The sequence below is a fragment of the Brachybacterium sp. AOP29-B2-41 genome, from assembly GCF_052378395.1.
Taxonomy (GTDB): domain Bacteria; phylum Actinomycetota; class Actinomycetes; order Actinomycetales; family Dermabacteraceae; genus Brachybacterium.
Genome location: NZ_JBQSXR010000001.1, coordinates 165,349 through 181,984, shown reverse-complemented (window position 1 = coordinate 181,984; position 16,636 = coordinate 165,349). Strand labels below are relative to the sequence as shown.

The following is a 16,636-nucleotide window of genomic DNA, read 5'->3' as shown; positions in this document are numbered from 1 at the left end:
TGCTCACCCCTTTCCGTCCGGGCCCGGCGACGCCGGGATGTCGCTCCAGGATAGGGGGCGCACCGGCGCGGGGGGCAGGGACCTCGGACGCACACCGGTCGCAGGGGCGGTGCGGTCCGGTCGGCACGGGCGCCGTGGCGACCTCCGCGGCGCCGGGGCTGGACCCGGCGCGCCATACTGGTGAGGCGTCACGGAGACGCCCGAACGTGCAGACGGGAGCGAGTGCAGATGTCCGGTGCCCAACGGATCCCCCTGGCCGATCATGTGGCCGATGCCGTCGCCCTGCTCGGCAGCATCCGCACCACCGAGGTGATCCCTCTGGACGGCCGCGCGGTGGGGCGGGTCGCCGTCTCGGAGCGACGTGCGCTGGTGGACGTCCCCGGTCACGACAATTCTCAGATGGATGGCTTCGCCCTTGCAGCGGGTGACCTCGAGGGGCCTGGCGTGCGCGTGACGCTCCCGCTGGGGCCGACGATCGCCGCTGGGGACGAGCCCGCCGTGCTCGCACCCGGCACCGCGCGAGCGATCATGACCGGTGCACCCATCCCGGCGGGCGCGGAGCTGGTGATCCCCGTCGAGGAGAGCGCCGAGGGGCGCTTCGCAGCTGCCGAGAGTGTGCCTGCTCAGAACCCGGCCGCGACGATCACGCTCACCCCCTCCTCCATCATGACCGGCCGGTTCGTGCGCCGTCGCGGCTCCGACACCCGCCGCGGGGACACCGTGCTGCGCGAGGGCCGCCTGCTCACCCCGGCCCGGATCGCCCACCTCGCCGCCTGCGGGGTGGGGGACGTCGAGGTCGACGTCCCGCTGCGCACGATGGTGCTCTCGACCGGCACCGAGGTGCAGTCCCGGGACCCCCGGAACAGCGGAGCGCCCGCCCCCGGCGGCGTCTTCGACGCCAACGGTCCCGGGCTGGCAGCCGCCCTCACCGACGCGGGAGCCGAGGTGGTGCACGTCGGTGCGGTGCCCGACGATGCCGACGCCCTGCTCACGCATCTGCGCCGGGAGATCCGGGCACTGAACATCGATCTCGTGGTCACCAGCGGCGGGGTGAGCATGGGCGCCTTCGAGGTGGTCCGCCACGCGGCCGGGCGCGACGGCGTCACCCTCGCCTTCCCGAAGGTCGCCCTGCAGCCGGGCGGCCCCCAGGGCATCGGCTTCCTGGACGTGGACGGGCGCCGGGTCCCCTGGCTGGCCTTCCCCGGCAATCCCGTCTCCGCGCTGCTGAGCTGCGAGCTGATCGCCCGGCCGGCCCTCGGCGCACCCGCTCGTCGTCGGCTGCAGCTGGCGGTGCAGCTCGAGGCCGAGGAGTCCTCGCCGCCTGCGGTGGATCAGTACCGTCGGGCCCGGGTGCTGCCTTCGGGCCGGGTGCGCCTGGTGGGCGGTGCCTCCTCCCACCTGATCGGCGGCTATGCGGCTGCTGATGCGTTGGTGCTGGTCCCGCGCGGTACCAAGACCGTGCGTGACGGCGACCAGCTCGAGACCCTGCTGATCCCTGGAGGAGACTCATGAACGACGTCGCTGCCGACGGCACCACCGGTGACCTGTCCCATGTGCGTGCGGACGGCTCCGCCCACATGGTCGACGTGACCGACAAGGCTGTCACCTCCCGAGAGGCGAGCGCCCGAGCCGTGCTGCGCACTCGGCCCGACGTGGTCGCCCGCATCGCCGAGGGGAACCTGCCCAAGGGCGAGGCCCTGGCCACGGCTCGGATCGCCGGGATCATGGGCGCCAAGCGCACCCCGGAGCTGATCCCGCTGTGCCATCCGCTGCCGCTGTCCGGAGTGGAGCTGGACCTGGTGCCTCGCGAGGACCGGGTGGAGATCACCGCGCGGGTGCGCACCAAGGGCGTCACCGGGGTCGAGATGGAGGCGCTGACCGCTGCCACGGTGGCCGCGCTGACCGTCTACGACATGATCAAGGCCGTGGACCATCTCGCGACCATCGAGGGCATCCAGGTGCTCGCGAAGTCCGGCGGCAAGAGCGGTGACTGGACGCGTGAGTCGGCGGCGCGCCCGGAACCCGCGGGGCAGGACGGGACGGCAGGACGCCCGGGGCTGCCTGCGGGACCGGGGGCGGACCGCTGATGGTGAAGCACATCCCGGCCCGTCGCACCGATGAGGACTGCACCGTGCGCGAGGATTCGGCGCCCGCGCCGCTGCTGAAGGGCAGCGCCCGGGTGATCATCGCGTCCACCCGGGCAGCCGACGGCACCTATGAGGACCGCACCGGCCCGCTGCTGGTGCAATGGCTCAGCGAGCGAGGCCTCCAGCAGGTCCAAGCGCGCATCGTCAGCGACGGACCCGAGGTCGGAGCCGCCCTCGCCGAGGCGATCGCGGAGGGGATCGACATCGTCGTCACCTCCGGCGGCACCGGCATCAGCCCTACCGACGTCACCCCCGAGCAGACCGCCCCGCTGATCGAGCGCGAGATGCCCGGCATCCTCGAGGCGGTGCGCCGGCTCGGAGCCCGGAAGATCCCGACCGCGCTGCTCAGCCGCGGACTGGCCGGCATGGCCGGGCGCAGCTTCGTGGTGAACCTTCCCGGTTCCCGCGGGGGAGTGCGCGACGGAATCGAGGTGCTCGACCCGATACTCGACCATCTGCTGGAACAGCGCGACGGAGGCGACCACGCATGAACGGCACTGGACCTACCGGGACCACTGGAAGCACTGGACCTACCGGAACCACCGCGGACCCGACCCGTGGCACCACGCCCTTCGGCACTGCATCCTCCGGAGCCGCACCCTCCGGCACCACACCCTTTGGCACTGCGCCCTTCGGCGCCGCGCCTTCCGGCATTGCGGCGGAGCAGCTCCGCATCGCTGGGGATCCCGCGATGGGCGACGGCGCAGAACGGGCCCGGCTCGCCGAGGTCCGCCGGGACGAGATCACGGTGGCTCAGATGATCCAGGCGGTGACCGATCCACGCTGCGGCGCCGTGGTCACCTTCGATGGAGTGGTGCGCGACCACGACGGCGGGCGGGGCGTCGAGCGCTTGGAGTACTCCGCCCATCCCACCGCCGGGGAGGTGATCGCCCAGGTCGCCCGGGAGATCGCAGAGCGTTATCCCGATATTCTCATCGCCGTCGCCCACCGGTTCGGTCCGCTCGAGATCGGCGACTCCGCGCTCGTCTGCGCCGTCGCCGCACCGCATCGCAAGCAGGCCTTTGTCGCCTGCGACGAGCTGGTCGACACCGTCAAGCAGCGGGTCCCGATCTGGAAGCACCAGGTCTTCGACGACGGCGAGAGCGAATGGGTCGGCGCGCTGGGCTGAGTCCGGCCAGCAGGCCCTGGGCTGAGTTCGGCCAGCAGGAGGCGCCCGTCGGCGCACTTCGCGGGCTTCACCTGCCGGACACCCGCGATGGCTACGGTGCTCCCATGCGCATCCTGCACCTGACCGACACCCATCTCTACGGCGATCCGTCGGCCCGCCATTACGACCGCATCGACACCACCGCCGCCCTGGCCGGCGTGCTGACCCGCCTCGAGGGCTTGCGCGACATCGATGTGGTGGTCCACACCGGGGACGCCTCCGAGGACGGCACCGCGGAGAGCTACCGCCTGCTGCACGAGATCCTCGATCCTTTCGCGGCGTCGCTCGGGGCGCCGCTGGTCGTCGTGATGGGCAACCATGACGTCTCCAGCGTCTACAGCGAGGAGATCGACCCCGGTCAGCACCTCGCCTCCCGCCAGGACCGGGTGGTGCAGGTGGGCGGGGGCGGCCGCGTGGTGGTGCTGGATTCGAGCGTCCCCGGGGCCGGCTACGGACACCTCGAGCCGGCACAGCTCCAGTGGCTGCGGGACGTGCTGGCCGAGCCCGTCGCCGCCGGGACGGTGCTCGCGATCCATCATCCCCCGCTCGTGGGAGCGACCACCCTGCTGCGCGGACTGGACCTCGACGGGCTCGACGAGCTCGCCGCCGTGCTCGAGGGGACGGACGTGCGCATCGTGCTCTCCGGCCACTACCACCACGAGATGAACGGGGCGATCGCCGGGATCCCGGTCCACGTTGCCCCGGGGATCACCAATGTGGTGGACCCCGTCACCGCAGCTGCCAGCGAGAAGGCGCTGGCGCTGTCCGGCGCGAGCGTGGTCGAGCTCGGCCAGGGTGCGCCGCGGGTGTTCAGCTCTGTGTTCCCGAACCTGGGGGATACCGCAGAAGACGCCGAGGTCCCCGTCTACCGCTTCAGTCCCGAGCAGGTCGCGCAGATCGTGGAGGCTGCAGGGCGCTGAGGCTACAGGGCGCTGAGGCTGCAGGGCGCTGAGGCGGAGCATCCGGACGGACCCGACCTGACCCGGGAGCGGAGTCAGCATCGGCCCCGGGGATGAACCAGCATCCGGACACGAAAAAGCCCCTGCAGACGAGTTCTGCAGGGGCTTCGTGAAGATGCTCGGGTGGCGTCAGCGACCCATGCCGAGAGGGCTGATGCCCTGGCTGGAGCGAGCGCGTGCCACTGCGGCGTAGTCCCCGCCGAGGCGGTTGTTCGGCACGGCGTTGTGGCGCTCGACGTCCTGTCCCTGCATGCGTTCGGAGAGTCGGCTCAGTGCGGAGCTGAGAGAGCGGAGGAAAGTCATGATCGGGGTCCCCTTCGGTTCGGAGTGAGGTGATCGGCCGGGCCCTGGATCGCAGGTGCCTCGACGTCATCGATACTTCTGTTATAACGCGCGGCCGGGCGGCTCCGCATTCACTCCGACCGCACAAGTTGCCAGCCTCACAAAAAGTGTGTGACCTGGTGCTCGTCCTGCCGACACGACCCGCCGACATGACCCGCTGACAGGAGAGGGCCCCACCCATGCGCGACTGGCTGCTGGAGCGGTTCCTGGCTCGGCTCTCGGAGCGGGGGCCCGGCGGCGGCGGACGGCTGCCCCGCTGGGTCCGCGCGCTCCTGGACGAGACCTTCCTCTGGGTGGCGCTCGGACAGCTGCTCCTCGCCCTGGGAGTGCGTCGCTCGAGCGTGCGCCGGCTCGCCGTGGTCCAGGCGACCCTCGACGAGGCCCGGGAGGTCTTCGGGAAGGCCGGATACGTGATCCCGCGCCTCGAAGGCATCGAGACCGATCGGGACCTGGAACGCCTCGAGGACGCGATGAGCCGCTTCGAGTCCCGGGAATTCACCGAGGAGGAGCTCAGTGCCATCCTGCCGGCCCCGCACGCCGTGCGCTGGGCCCGCGAGGCGGGCACTGTCGTGCTCGACCTCCTCGAGGAGACGCTGGGTCGGCTGCGGACCCTCAGGATCCGCACCGAGCTGATCGGCATCGACCATCGTGCCGCCCGCTCCTGGATCGTGGCGCTGCGTGAAGTCCTCGCCCGTTCCGATCTCGACACGGCTGCTGCTGAGGGATATGCGGCCCTGGCGAAGAGTCTCGAAACGCACGAGGGGGAGGGCCTCTTCGCCGCCTCGGAGCTCGAGACCAGACCTCGCGCACCGGGCCTCGGCGAGATGGGGCGCCTGGTCGGAGTGATCCGGTCGATCCCGCGCGAGACCCTCGATCGCCTGCTGCCCCTGCGCGTGCTCTCCTCCCGGGTCGTGCTGACCGCTGCGATCACCAAGGGGCTCAAGCTGCTCCGGCAAGACTGGGTTCCTCCGGGGGAGCGGCCTGATCCCGTCGAGGACGCGGAGGTGGCCCGCCATCAGGACTACCAGCGCCGCTGGCGACGGGCCCACTCGACGTTCTTCCGAGAGATCGATGAGCGGGATGCGCGTCCCGGCGCGCGACGGGCGCTGATGGGGTCCACGGCGATCCTGTGGGCGCTGAGCCTGGTGGTCCTCGGCTGGCTCCTGCTGTGGTTCCTCGGAGCCGGTGGGGTCGACCTGCCGGGAATCCTCGGTCGGTCCGCGGAGCTCCCGCCGCTCTGGCCGGGGCCGACGGTGCTGGTGCTGATCGCCGTCCTGCCGCTGTCGTACTGGACCGGATGGCTCGCCCCGATCGATCAGTCCGAACTGGTGCAGCCGGGGATGCGCACCGTCGCCGACGCCACGCCCGCTCGCCGGACTCGGGTGACGGCAGCGCGCTTCGGCTCGGTGATCTCCAGCCTGCTGTTCTTCCTGCCGTTCCTGGTGGCACTCCTGATCGATCCGAAGGACACCTTCCCGTGGGACGCCTTCGGCCCATGGCGGAACGAGAAGCTGGACGTCGGGTGGTGGGCCGTGTGGGCGCTGGCCCTGCCTGCGGCGGCCACGATCCTCGGCGGAATCGCCGGCTCGGTCCGGGGTGAGGCGCGGGCAAGGACCCTGCGGCCGAAGCTGGGATAGAGCCGAAACCGGGCCGCGGGACGACATCGTTCTAGCACTCGTCTTGCATGAGTGCCAGCGAGGGTTCTACAGTGGGGCTCGTTGGCAGTCGACGGCCGAGAGTGCCAGAGACTGCCGCAGAGGGATCTTCCCCCGGTCGGCACCGCGACGACGATCGGGAACGGATCCCCACCACCCAGAACTCAAGCAGAGTCATCTCTTCATGAAGGAGTGAGCCGCATGTCGGTCTCCATCAAGCCCCTCGAGGATCGCGTCGTCGTCAAGCCGCTCGAGGCGGAGCAGACCACCGCCTCCGGCCTGGTCATCCCGGACACCGCGAAGGAGAAGCCCCAGGAGGGCGAGGTCGTCGCCATCGGCGCCGGCCGCTTCGACGATAACGGTCAGCGCGTCCCGATGGACGTCAAGGTCGGCGACAAGGTCGTCTTCTCCAAGTACGGCGGCACCGAGCTGAAGTACGGCGGCGAGGAGTTCCTCGTCCTCGGCGCCCGCGACATCCTCGCAATCATCGAGAACTGAGCGGACTGAGCTTTATGGCCAAGGAGATTATCTACAACGAGGACGCCCGGCGCGCCCTCGAGCGTGGCGTCGACAAGCTCGCCAACACCGTCAAGGTGACGCTCGGCCCCCGCGGCCGCAACGTCGTCCTCGACAAGAAGTGGGGCGCACCCACCATCACGAACGACGGCGTGACCATCGCCCGTGAGATCGAGCTCGAGGATCCCTACGAGAACCTCGGCGCTCAGCTCACCAAGGAGGTCGCGACCAAGACCAACGACGTGGCCGGCGACGGCACCACCACCGCCACCGTCCTCGCCCAGGCCATCGTGCACGAAGGTCTGCGCAACGTCACCTCCGGCGCTGCCCCGGCAGCGCTGAAGCGCGGCATCGAGAAGGCCGTCGAGGCGCTCTCCGAGAAGCTCGGCGAGATCGCCACGCCGGTCGACGGGAAGGCCCAGATCGCCTCCGTCGCCTCCGTCTCGAGCCAGGACACCGAGATCGGCGACCTGCTCGCCGAGGCGTTCGACAAGGTCGGCAAGGACGGCGTCATCACCGTGGAGGAGTCCTCCACCACGGCGATGGAGCTCGACTTCACCGAGGGCATGCAGTTCGACAAGGGCTACATCTCCCCGCACTTCGTCACCGACGCAGACCGCCAGGAGACCGTCCTCGAGGACGCCCAGGTGCTGCTGCACCAGGGCAAGATCTCGGCCGTGGCGGACATCCTGCCGCTGCTGGAGAAGGTCGTCGAGGGTGGCAAGCCGCTGTTCATCATCGCGGAGGACGTCGACGGCGAGGCCCTGTCCACGCTGGTCGTCAACAAGATCCGTGGCACCTTCAAGGGTGCAGCGGTCAAGGCTCCCGCGTTCGGCGATCGCCGCAAGGCGATGCTGCAGGACATCGCGGTGCTCACCGGCGCCCAGGTGGTCACCTCTGACCTCGGTCTGGATCTCAAGACCGTCGGCACCGAGGTGCTCGGCCAGGCCGGCCGCATCGTCGTCACCAAGGATTCGACCACCATCGTGGGCGGCGCTGGCGATGACCAGGCCGTCGCCGATCGGGTCGCGCAGATCCGCGCCGAGATCGAGAACACCGACTCCGACTGGGATCGTGAGAAGCTCCAGGAGCGTCTCGCGAAGCTGGCTGGCGGTGTCGCCGTGATCAAGGTCGGGGCTCACACCGAGGTGGAGCTCAAGGAGAAGAAGATGCGCATCGAGGACGCGGTCTCCGCGACCCGCGCTGCGATCGAGGAGGGCATCGTCTCCGGTGGCGGAAGCGCCATCGTCCAGGCGTCCTCCATCCTTGAGGACGGCCTCGGCCTCGAGGGCGATGAGGCTGTCGGCGTGCGCGCCGTCGCCCGCGCCGTCGTCGAGCCGCTGCGCTGGATCGCCGAGAACGCCGGCCTCGAGGGCTACGTCGTGGTCGAGAAGGTCCGGGAGGCCGCTCTCGGCACCGGCCTGAACGCCGCGACCGGCGAGTACGTCGACCTGGTGGCAGCCGGCATCATCGACCCCGTCAAGGTCACGCGCTCCGCCCTGCGGAACGCCGCCTCGATCGCGGCCATGGTGCTGACCACCGAAACCCTCATCATCGACAAGCGCGACGACGAGGACGAGTGACCGCTCGACAGAGCATCGACTGATCAGCTGATCAGCTCGCACCGAACGGGCGGGTGATCCGGGGAGACCCGGGCCACCCGCCCGTTCTGCATGCCGGGCCCGTTCTGCATGCCGGGCCGCGTGACATCGGCCGAGATCGGAAGTCCTCCATCGCGGCGACCGCCCCCGCATGTGAATGTTGGGATGGGTCATCGTTGCTGGTGAGGTACGGGGACTGCGGCGCGTCCGAGGTGTGGCGAGCCGCGTCTGAACCATGTCTCCTGGACGTAAGATGGGCTGAATCACAACCAGGGCGACGGTCGGAGGAGAAGTGGTGATCAGTACACCGGATGTCGCGATCCCGGCGCAGGATGGAGACCTCCCCACCCGCACCTACGGGCCCCCCGCCTCTGTGGTGATCGGTTCCCTCGTGGTGGGCTTCGTGTTCCTGGTGGTGCTCGAGTTCCTGGTCATCATCAGCTTCGTCGGCCAGAGGCTCTGGAACCACCCTGAGCTGATGCACGATCTCGTGTTCACCCTGCCGCTGCTGATCTGGGTGCTGATCGCCGTGACGGTGACCGTGGCGGTGCTGCGGGTGATCACCTCCTGGCTGCAGATCGATGAGGACGGCTTCGAGCTGCGGAGCCTGTTCCGGCGTACGCGGAAGACCAGCTGGGACGAGGTCGGGCAGGTCATCGCGGCGCGTGACATCGATCGCGGTGCGAGCGCAGCGGAAGCGCTCGATGCGCCCGAGACCGCCTACGACGGTGTCTACATCCTGGATCCGCAGGGGCGCCGGATCCTTGCGGTCACAAGCCGCTTGTTCGGTCAGCGGGCCCAGGCGATGACGCTCCACCGTGCGCGGGAGGCTGGAGTGGACATCGTGCACATCGACGCCATCACCCCCGCTGAGCTGATACGCCAGGCGCCGCAGGCGATGACCTTCGTGGATCGCCATCCCAACCCGCTGCTCCTGGCGCTGCTGCTGTTCTACATCGGCCACAACGTGCTGACCTTCATCGTGTGGGGGCTGTGAACGCAGTCTCCGAAGGGCCAGGCCCGGGAGCCAGTTCTGGAACCGGCTCCGGAGCCGACGCCGGATCCGGCTCCGGCCACGACCTCAGTACTGGAGCGCCGGCTGAGGCTGCTGTCCGGCCCGGGCGCGCGGCACGGAGGCGCGCCCGTCGACGCCCGCCTCCGCTCCCGCAGCGCGAGGGCCTGGACGCCGTGCGCTGGCGGGTGCCACAGGACGGGACCTCAGCTGGTCCCGCTCTCGAGGCGCTCAGCAGACGATTCCCGGCGCTCGGCGATCCGGAGGCTACCCCGCTTCCCGCTCGGTTCGCCGCCGGAGAGATCGTCGACTCCGAGGGCAGGGCATGGGGTCCGCAGGACGCCCTCAGCCCCGGGGACGAGCTGTGGTTCCATCGCGAGCTGCGCCCCGAGCAGGTCCCCCCGATCGAGGTGAAGATCCTGCACCAGGATGCGCACCTGCTGGTCCTCGACAAACCCCACGACATGGCCACCATGCCCCGCGGCGCGCACATCCTGGCCAGTGCGCTGGTGAGGCTGCGCCGCCAGACCGGTATCGAGACGCTGGTTCCGCTTCACCGGCTGGACCGGCGCACGGCCGGGGTGCTCGCCTTCGGGATCCGCCCTGAGGAACGCGCCGGATATCAGCAGCTGTTCGCCCGCACGGAGGTGGACAAGGAGTACGAAGCGCGGATCCTTCCCTCGATCTCGTCGTCCCTGCCGATCCTGCCCGGGGAGAGCTGCCGGCTGCAGGATCATCTGGTCAAGCGACGCGGCGAGCTGACCGCGCAGGTTCTGCCTGGTGAGATCAATGCTGAGAGCGACGTCGAGGTGCTCGGCGCAGAGACAGGGGAGGCCGACGGAGTGCTGAGGGTGCTCCTGCGGCCGCGCACCGGACGCACCCATCAGCTGCGCATCCAGCTCGCCTCGCGCGGTGCACCGATCCTTGGGGAGGACCTCTACTGGCCAGCCCAGAGGCCTCAGCCGTCCTCACAGGTCTGGCCTGAGCAGCTGCCCTTGCAGCTGCTGGCGCGCCGCCTCCGCTTCCTCGATCCGTTCACCGGCGCGCAGCGGGACTTCCACAGCTCCCAGGTGCTTCCGGCGGGGTCTCGTACCCTGGGGCAGTGACCGTCCCCCGCTTCCCCGAGCCCGCCGATCCGGATCCTTCACCGCGGCGCACCCGGGCAGGTGCAGTGATCGTCGGTCCGACTGTGCGGGCACGCTATACGCCGGGTGCCCTCATCGGCCTGCCGCTGGTCTCGCTGCTGCTGAGTCCCTTCGCGGGGGCCGGGATCCAGCAATGGCGCTACTCCCGGCTGCGCGACGGGCAGGATGGCCTGCTCGAACAGCTCCTCGCCCCTGCCTGGGTGCAGCTGCTGCTCGGCGCCGCGATGCTGTGGGTGCTGTTCGCGCTGTGGGCACTGGTGCCGCTGCTGCTGACGCAGCGTGTGGTGCTGCTGGACGAGGACCAGGGGAGCGTCGCCCTGCGCAAGGGCCTGCGCATCATCCAGCGGGCACCGGTCTCACAGGTCGATCATGCGGTGGGGGAGGCGGAACGCGGCGGAATGGCCCTGATCGGGATCCGCACACCGGGCGGAGTAGGTCAGCCCGTGCAGCAGTGGGTGATCCCCGAAGTGGGCTGGGACGCCGCCTCGTTCGACGGTCTGCGCGTCCTGCAGGCGGCGGCCGGCCTGCGGCCCGCCCCGCCCAGGGCCGAGCTGGTGCGGGAGAACCGTCGGGTACGTCGGGCCCGCTCTCACCGCGAGCTCGCGGACCGCCTCGGCATGCCCTGGCGCGAGGAATACGAGCACGACGATGCCGCATTCCAGGCCGAGTTCGATCGGGTGCGCCGGGTGCTCGGCGGCAAGGAGCAGGCCCGCGACGCGGACCCGAGGCCCTGAGCCTCGCTCAGAAGATCGCGCGCAGGAGCAGGACCACCACGGCGCCGATGCCGGCGGCGGCCGGAAGGGTGATGATCCAGGCCAGGAAGATCGGCCGCATCAGCTTCCAGTTGGCCGCGTGGTTCACCATCCCGACGCCGAGCACGGCGCCGATCAGGATGTGCGTGGAGGAGACAGGCAAGCCCAGCACCGAGGCCAAGAGCACCACGGTGGCTGCGGCGAGCTCGGCGGCGAATCCTGAGGAGGGGTGCATCGCGGTGAGCCCGGTGCCTACGGTGTGGATCACCTTGCGTCCCACGAACCAGAGCCCGGAGACCAGGGCGATGCCGAAGGCGATCAGCGCCGCTGTGGGGACCGCGGCCTCCTGCGAGATCACCCCGGTGCGCAGCACGTCGAGGACGGCCACGAAGGGGCCGATGGCGTTGGCGATGTCGTTGGCGCCGTGGCTGAAGGCGAAGGCGCACGCGGTGAAGACCTGCATCCAGCTGAACATGATGAAGGTCGCCCGCGAGATCGACTGCTTCTTCAGAGCGCGGGCGAAGACGGTCGTGGCCATCCAGACGCCCAGGGCGAGCATCACGAGCAGCAGCACCCCGCTGCCGGCCGAGATGTCCAGGCCCACGTTCTTCAGACCCTTGAACACGAGCATCGCCGCGAGCAGCACAGCGGCAGCCGCTGCGAGTGGGGGGACCCGCTTCTCCAGTGCGTGGTAGGCAGCGCGTCGCTCGACCTTGCGGGCCGCCTTGCGCTCCTTCTTGGACAGATGCGAGGCGTGCTCAGCGAGCTCCGCGCCCGGCCCGCCGGGGGTGAGATCCAACGCTGCGGACTCGGCGAAGGCGCTCTGCTGGAGTTCGGAGACTCGCTCGTAGCCGGGCACGTGGCGGCTGGGACCGTCCTCCGAGTCCTCGTCGTCCTCGTCGTCGTCGTCCTCGTCGTCGTCGTCCTCGGCGTCGTCGAACCCGCGTGATCCCAGGGCGATGGCTCGCGCGGCGGGCGCCAGGATGTGGCGCTTGATCGCTCCGAACAACAGGTACGCAGACACGCCGCCGAGCAGCGGCGAGAGGATCCAGGAGATGGCGATCTTCCCGATCTCGCTCCACTGCACCATCTCGAAGCCGCCGGTGCCGGTGACGATGCCGGTGGTGACGGCGGCGCCCACGATGCCGCCGATGATCGCGTGGGTGGTCGAGACCGGCCAGCCCATCCTGGTGGCGAGCAGCAGCCACACGGCCGCGCCCAGCAGGGCGGCCATCATGATGAAGGCGAAGGACAGCGGGTCCATGTGCATGGCGCTGATGTCGACGATGCCGCTGCGCACGGTCTCGGTGACCGAGCCGCCCGCGAGGACCGCGCCGGAGACCTCGAAGACGGCGGCGACCACGAGCGCCTGCTTCATCGTGAGCGTGCCCGCCCCGACGCTGGTGCCGAAGGAGTTGGCGACGTCGTTGCCGCCGATGTTGAACGCCATGAACAGTCCGAAGGCGACCGCCAGGATCAGCAGGAAGGCGTTGGTCCCGGTGCCGGTGTGGGCGAATGCCCAGATGGTGAAGGCGACAACGGTCGCCGCCGTCATCAGACCGGCGCCGAGGTGCCAGTTGCGGTCGGGGCCGAGGAAGCCCGTGGAGGGAGGGGCATCAGTGGTCTTCTGAGCGGGCGTGCCAGGCATCGTCGAGTTCCCGGGGATGAGGAGGATGGGGGAGGGGCCGCGCACGTGCTGGCGCTCGGACTCCCCGACAGGGCCGCCGCCACTGTAGGCCGTCAAGGGCTCCGGGGTGAACATCCGTCGAACATCACGAGACCAGCTCGCCCGAGATCACAGAGCCGGGACCTCGGGAGGTGATCGATCGCTCGCTCCTGCTCCTGCCTGCGTGATCCCGCCCACCGCCAACATCGGCGCAGGTCAAGGAGCGAGATGTTGGTCCTGCCTGTGGTGGGCGAGACAGCGCGACGGGCGCCCGCGCCGCTACCATCGGGGCATGACGAGCGCGGATCCCTTCGGTTTCATCGGACTCACCTACGACGACGTTCTGCTTCTCCCGGGGGAGACGGATGTGATCCCCTCGGAGGCGGACACCTCCAGTCGCCTCACGCGGGAGATCTCCCTGAAGATCCCCTTGGCGAGTGCGGCGATGGACACCGTCACCGAGTCCCGGATGGCGATCGCGATGGCCCGCCACGGCGGCATCGGCATCCTCCACCGCAACCTCTCCATCGAGGACCAGGCCCATCAGGTGGATCTGGTCAAGCGCACCCAGACCGGCCGCATCACCAACCCGGTCACCATCGGCCCCGACGCCACCCTCGAGGACTTCGACGCGGTGTGCGGGCAGTTCCGGGTCTCCGGCCTGCCCGTGGTGGATGCGGACCTGCGCCTGCTGGGCATCTGCACCAACCGCGACCTGCGCTTCATCCCCGTCGCCGAGTGGGCCGCCACCAAGGTCGGCGACGTCATGACCACCGAGCTCTTCACCGCGCCCGAGGACGTCACCCCGGAGCAGGCCACCGCCATGCTGCGCAAGAACAAGCGCGAGCGGCTGCCTCTGGTCGATGCCGACGGCCGTCTCACGGGCCTGATCACCGTGAAGGACTTCGTGAAGTCCGAGCAGTTCCCCGACGCTTCCAAGGACGGCCAGGGCCGGCTCCTGGTCGGCGCGGGCGTGGGCTTCTTCGGTGACTCCCTCGAGCGCGCCGGTGCGCTGCGCGAGGCCGGGGTGGACGTCCTCGTCGTCGACACCGCCAACGGACACGCCCGCCTGGCGCTGGAGATGATCCGCACCATCAAGAACGACCCGTACTTCGCCGACGTCCAGGTGATCGGCGGCAACGTCGCCACCCGCGCCGGGGCACAGGCTCTGGTCGACGCCGGTGCCGACGCGGTCAAGGTCGGCGTGGGCCCGGGCTCCATCTGCACCACCCGCGTCGTCGCCGGTGTCGGCGTCCCGCAGGTCACGGCGATCTATGAGGCCTCCAAGGCCTGCGGCCCCGCCGGCGTCCCGCTGATCGGCGACGGCGGCCTGCAGTACTCCGGAGACATCGCCAAGGCCCTGGTCGCCGGCGCGGACACCGTGATGGTCGGCTCGCTGCTGGCCGGCACCGAGGAGTCCCCGGGCGAAGTGGTGCTGGTGGGCGGCAAGCAGTACAAGGCCTACCGCGGCATGGGTTCGCTGGGCGCGATGTCCTCGCGCGGCAAGAAGTCCTTCTCCAAGGATCGCTACTTCCAGGCCGACGTCCCCAGCGACGACAAGATCGTGCCCGAGGGCATCGAGGGTCGGGTCTCCTACAAGGGCCAGCTCGGCTCCGTCGTGCACCAGCTCACCGGCGGCCTGCACCAGTCGATGTTCTACGTCGGCGCGAACACCGTGCCCGAGCTCAAGGAGCGCGGCCAGTTCGTGCGCATCACCGCCGCCGGGCTCAAGGAATCCCACCCGCACGACATGGCCGCGATCATCGAGGCGCCGAACTACAGCTCACGCTGAGCCGGGGCAGGGGGGTATCCCCCTGCGCGGCCGGAGGAGGTCACCGTGGCAGAGCGCGGGGGACGGTTCCTAGGATTGTGGGCATGACCTCGTACAACATCCCCGCATTCCCCGCTGTACCGTCCTCCGACGCTCCCGAGAAATCGGCCCGGGCGTCATCCTGGGCGCTCGGGCTCTCGCTCCTCGCCCTGATCGGAGGCATCGTTGCGATGGGTGCGGTCGGGGCCTCGGTGGCGCCCATGGAAGCGGCGTCCGGCTACTACTTCACCGACACGCCCCTCTGGTATCAGGTCGCGGTCCTCGTGGGCTTCGCCTCTCTGCTGATCTGGACCGTCGCGGGGCTCGCCGGGATCGTGCTGGCCGTGCTCGGCCTCCGCGCCGGGAGCGGACGGGCGCGGGCGATCTCTGCGATCGTCCTCGCGGTCCTCGCACCGGTCCTCACCCTCGCCGTTCTGCTCGCGGCCATGGGAGCGGGGATCGCGCTGCTCTGAGCTGGTGTGCTGGTGTGCTGGTCTGTGCTGGCCTGCGCCGGCGTTCGGCGCCGACTCACTCCTGGGTGGTCGCCGCCTGGGCCGACGGATCGCTCGCGTGCTCATAGCCGATCAGCCACAGCACCCCGAAGCGGTCCCGGACCTGCCCGTCGGAGGCTCCCCAAGGACGGCGCTGGAGCGGATCGACGACCTCCCCGCCCTCGGCGAGGGCGGCGAACCAGGTGCGCAGGGTGGTCGGCTCGGCATGGCCGAGCAGCGCGACCATCAGCCCTTCGGCGTGGAACGGCCGGTCCTGCTCTCCGGTATCGGAGACATACAGGTCCACCGGCCCGCGCAGCACACCGTGGGCGATCGACGCAGCCGGACCGTCCGTGCGTTCGAACTGCGCGAAGGTGTGCACCTCGATCTCGCCGCCGAAGACCGCGTGGTAGAAGTCCAGTGCGCCCTGCGCGGTGCCGGGCAGGTGGAGGTACAGAGCCGGTGCGGGCATGAGGGTCCCCTCGGTCACGCGACCGGATCGGGTCCGGGATCGCTGTGGGGACGAGGGTAGACGCCTGGGCGCGCTGGGGTCCATCGCCGTGCGGCACTCACCGTCCCTCCCCAAGGTGAAGTCATCCACAGCCGTGATTAACGGATGTCTGCGCCGATGCCTAGGCTGTGTGCATGAGCGCGAGCACCCTGACCTGGACGGACCGACCCCTGCTGGGTTTCGACACCGAGACCACCGGCACGAATGTGGCGACCGACAGGATCGTCACCGTCGCCCTGGTGCACTCCGTGGGTCCGGGCCGGGAGAACGAGACCGTCGCGACCTGGCTGATCGATCCTGAGATGGACATTCCCGAGCCCGCGCAGCGGGTGCACGGGATCAGCACCGAGCACGCTCGCGCCCATGGCATGAAGGCCGCGGAGGCGCTCGACGAGGTCGCCGAGATGATCGCCGACGCGCTGCGCCGGGACGTGCCGCTGGTCGCCTTCAACATCAGCTTCGACCTCGCGATCCTCGAGAACGAGCTGACCCGTCTGGGCCTGCCCACGCTCAGCCAGCGACTCGGGCATGACATCGCCCCGGTGCTCGATGCGCTCGTCCTGGATCGCGGCGTGGACCGCTACCGCAAGGGCAAGCGCACGCTCACCGACGTGCTCGCGCTCTACGGGCTCGAGCAGGACGGCCGCCTCCACACGGCCGACGTCGACGTCTCCGCCACCCTGGACGTGCTGCGGGCCCTCACGGGCAAGTACCCGAAGCTCGGCGCCTCCTCGCTCGAGGAGCTGCACCGGGAGCAGATGGGCTGGCACCGCCGCTGGGCGGAGGGCATGAACGAATGGCTGACCAAGAAGGGCAAGACCCCGGACGTCAACACCGTCTGGCCCCTCTGACAGCGGGACT

The 16,636-nt window shown here is 70.0% G+C and carries 17 protein-coding genes; 14 read left to right on the top strand and 3 right to left on the bottom strand.

Features of this window, described 5'->3' with window-relative positions; genetic code table 11:
- Nucleotides 1-228: 228 nt before the first annotated feature.
- The 5 genes from ACT3T9_RS00875 (at nt 229) to ACT3T9_RS00855 (ending at nt 4,235) form a co-directional block, all read left to right on the top strand.
- A complete protein-coding gene (locus ACT3T9_RS00875; RefSeq protein ID WP_441443373.1) occupies nt 229-1,512 on the top strand; it encodes a molybdopterin molybdotransferase MoeA in 1,284 nt (427 codons plus the stop codon).
- Nucleotides 1,509-2,087, top strand: a complete 579-nt coding sequence (gene moaC / locus ACT3T9_RS00870; protein ID WP_441443372.1) for a cyclic pyranopterin monophosphate synthase MoaC — start codon at nt 1,509-1,511, stop codon at nt 2,085-2,087. The genes ACT3T9_RS00875 and moaC overlap by 4 nt, the downstream gene beginning before the upstream one ends.
- Nucleotides 2,087-2,638, top strand: coding sequence for a MogA/MoaB family molybdenum cofactor biosynthesis protein (locus ACT3T9_RS00865; RefSeq protein WP_441443371.1), 552 nt, complete (start codon nt 2,087-2,089; stop codon nt 2,636-2,638). The genes moaC and ACT3T9_RS00865 overlap by 1 nt, the downstream gene beginning before the upstream one ends.
- Before the next feature lie 200 nt (nt 2,639-2,838).
- Nucleotides 2,839-3,276 (top strand): molybdenum cofactor biosynthesis protein MoaE, encoded by a 438-nt coding sequence (locus tag ACT3T9_RS00860; protein WP_441443497.1) that lies wholly within the window; start codon nt 2,839-2,841, stop codon nt 3,274-3,276.
- A gap of 104 nt (nt 3,277-3,380) precedes the next feature.
- Nucleotides 3,381-4,235 carry a metallophosphoesterase family protein gene (locus tag ACT3T9_RS00855; RefSeq protein WP_441443370.1) on the top strand — a complete coding sequence of 285 codons (855 nt, stop codon included), beginning with the start codon at nt 3,381-3,383 and terminating at the stop codon, nt 4,233-4,235.
- Nucleotides 4,236-4,403: 168 nt separating this feature from the next.
- Here the strand turns inward: ACT3T9_RS00855 and ACT3T9_RS00850 are convergent, their stop codons facing one another.
- The gene (locus ACT3T9_RS00850; protein WP_444501755.1) at nt 4,404-4,577 is read right to left on the bottom strand and encodes a hypothetical protein; all 174 of its coding nucleotides are present in this window, start codon (nt 4,575-4,577) and stop codon (nt 4,404-4,406) included.
- 218 nt (nt 4,578-4,795) lie between these two features.
- On the opposite strand from ACT3T9_RS00850, the gene ACT3T9_RS00845 reads away from it, so the two are divergent.
- The 6 genes from ACT3T9_RS00845 (at nt 4,796) to ACT3T9_RS00820 (ending at nt 11,279) form a co-directional block, all read left to right on the top strand.
- Nucleotides 4,796-6,253, top strand: a complete 1,458-nt coding sequence (locus ACT3T9_RS00845; protein WP_441443368.1) for a hypothetical protein — start codon at nt 4,796-4,798, stop codon at nt 6,251-6,253.
- Nucleotides 6,254-6,472: 219 nt separating this feature from the next.
- On the top strand, nt 6,473-6,769 hold the full coding sequence (gene groES / locus ACT3T9_RS00840; RefSeq protein WP_441443367.1) for a co-chaperone GroES: 297 nt from the start codon (nt 6,473-6,475) through the stop codon (nt 6,767-6,769).
- 14 nt (nt 6,770-6,783) lie between these two features.
- Nucleotides 6,784-8,370, top strand: coding sequence for a chaperonin GroEL (groL, locus tag ACT3T9_RS00835; RefSeq protein ID WP_441443366.1), 1,587 nt, complete (start codon nt 6,784-6,786; stop codon nt 8,368-8,370).
- Between the two features lie 313 nt (nt 8,371-8,683).
- A complete protein-coding gene (locus ACT3T9_RS00830; protein ID WP_441443365.1) occupies nt 8,684-9,385 on the top strand; it encodes a hypothetical protein in 702 nt (233 codons plus the stop codon).
- Nucleotides 9,386-9,588: 203 nt separating this feature from the next.
- Entirely contained in the window at nt 9,589-10,506 is a 918-nt protein-coding gene (locus ACT3T9_RS00825; RefSeq protein WP_441443364.1) for a pseudouridine synthase, read from the top strand.
- A complete protein-coding gene (locus ACT3T9_RS00820) occupies nt 10,503-11,279 on the top strand; it encodes a hypothetical protein (RefSeq protein WP_441443363.1) in 777 nt (258 codons plus the stop codon). Before ACT3T9_RS00825 ends, ACT3T9_RS00820 begins: the two co-directional genes overlap by 4 nt.
- Before the next feature lie 7 nt (nt 11,280-11,286).
- Here the strand turns inward: ACT3T9_RS00820 and ACT3T9_RS00815 are convergent, their stop codons facing one another.
- On the bottom strand, nt 11,287-12,945 hold the full coding sequence (locus ACT3T9_RS00815; RefSeq protein WP_441443496.1) for an inorganic phosphate transporter: 1,659 nt from the start codon (nt 12,943-12,945) through the stop codon (nt 11,287-11,289).
- Nucleotides 12,946-13,255: 310 nt separating this feature from the next.
- On the opposite strand from ACT3T9_RS00815, the gene guaB reads away from it, so the two are divergent.
- Both guaB and ACT3T9_RS00805 read left to right on the top strand, forming a co-directional pair.
- Nucleotides 13,256-14,755, top strand: coding sequence for an IMP dehydrogenase (gene guaB, locus ACT3T9_RS00810; protein WP_441443362.1), 1,500 nt, complete (start codon nt 13,256-13,258; stop codon nt 14,753-14,755).
- Between the two features lie 83 nt (nt 14,756-14,838).
- Nucleotides 14,839-15,246: a hypothetical protein gene (locus tag ACT3T9_RS00805; protein WP_442331868.1), complete on the top strand. Its 408-nt coding sequence runs from the start codon at nt 14,839-14,841 to the stop codon at nt 15,244-15,246.
- 55 nt (nt 15,247-15,301) lie between these two features.
- Here the strand turns inward: ACT3T9_RS00805 and ACT3T9_RS00800 are convergent, their stop codons facing one another.
- A complete protein-coding gene (locus ACT3T9_RS00800) occupies nt 15,302-15,736 on the bottom strand; it encodes a VOC family protein (RefSeq protein WP_441443360.1) in 435 nt (144 codons plus the stop codon).
- A 173-nt stretch (nt 15,737-15,909) separates the two neighbouring features.
- On the opposite strand from ACT3T9_RS00800, the gene ACT3T9_RS00795 reads away from it, so the two are divergent.
- Complete coding sequence (locus ACT3T9_RS00795; protein ID WP_441443359.1) at nt 15,910-16,626, top strand: exonuclease domain-containing protein; 717 nt, start codon at nt 15,910-15,912, stop codon at nt 16,624-16,626.
- The last annotated feature ends 10 nt before the right edge of the window (nt 16,627-16,636 follow it).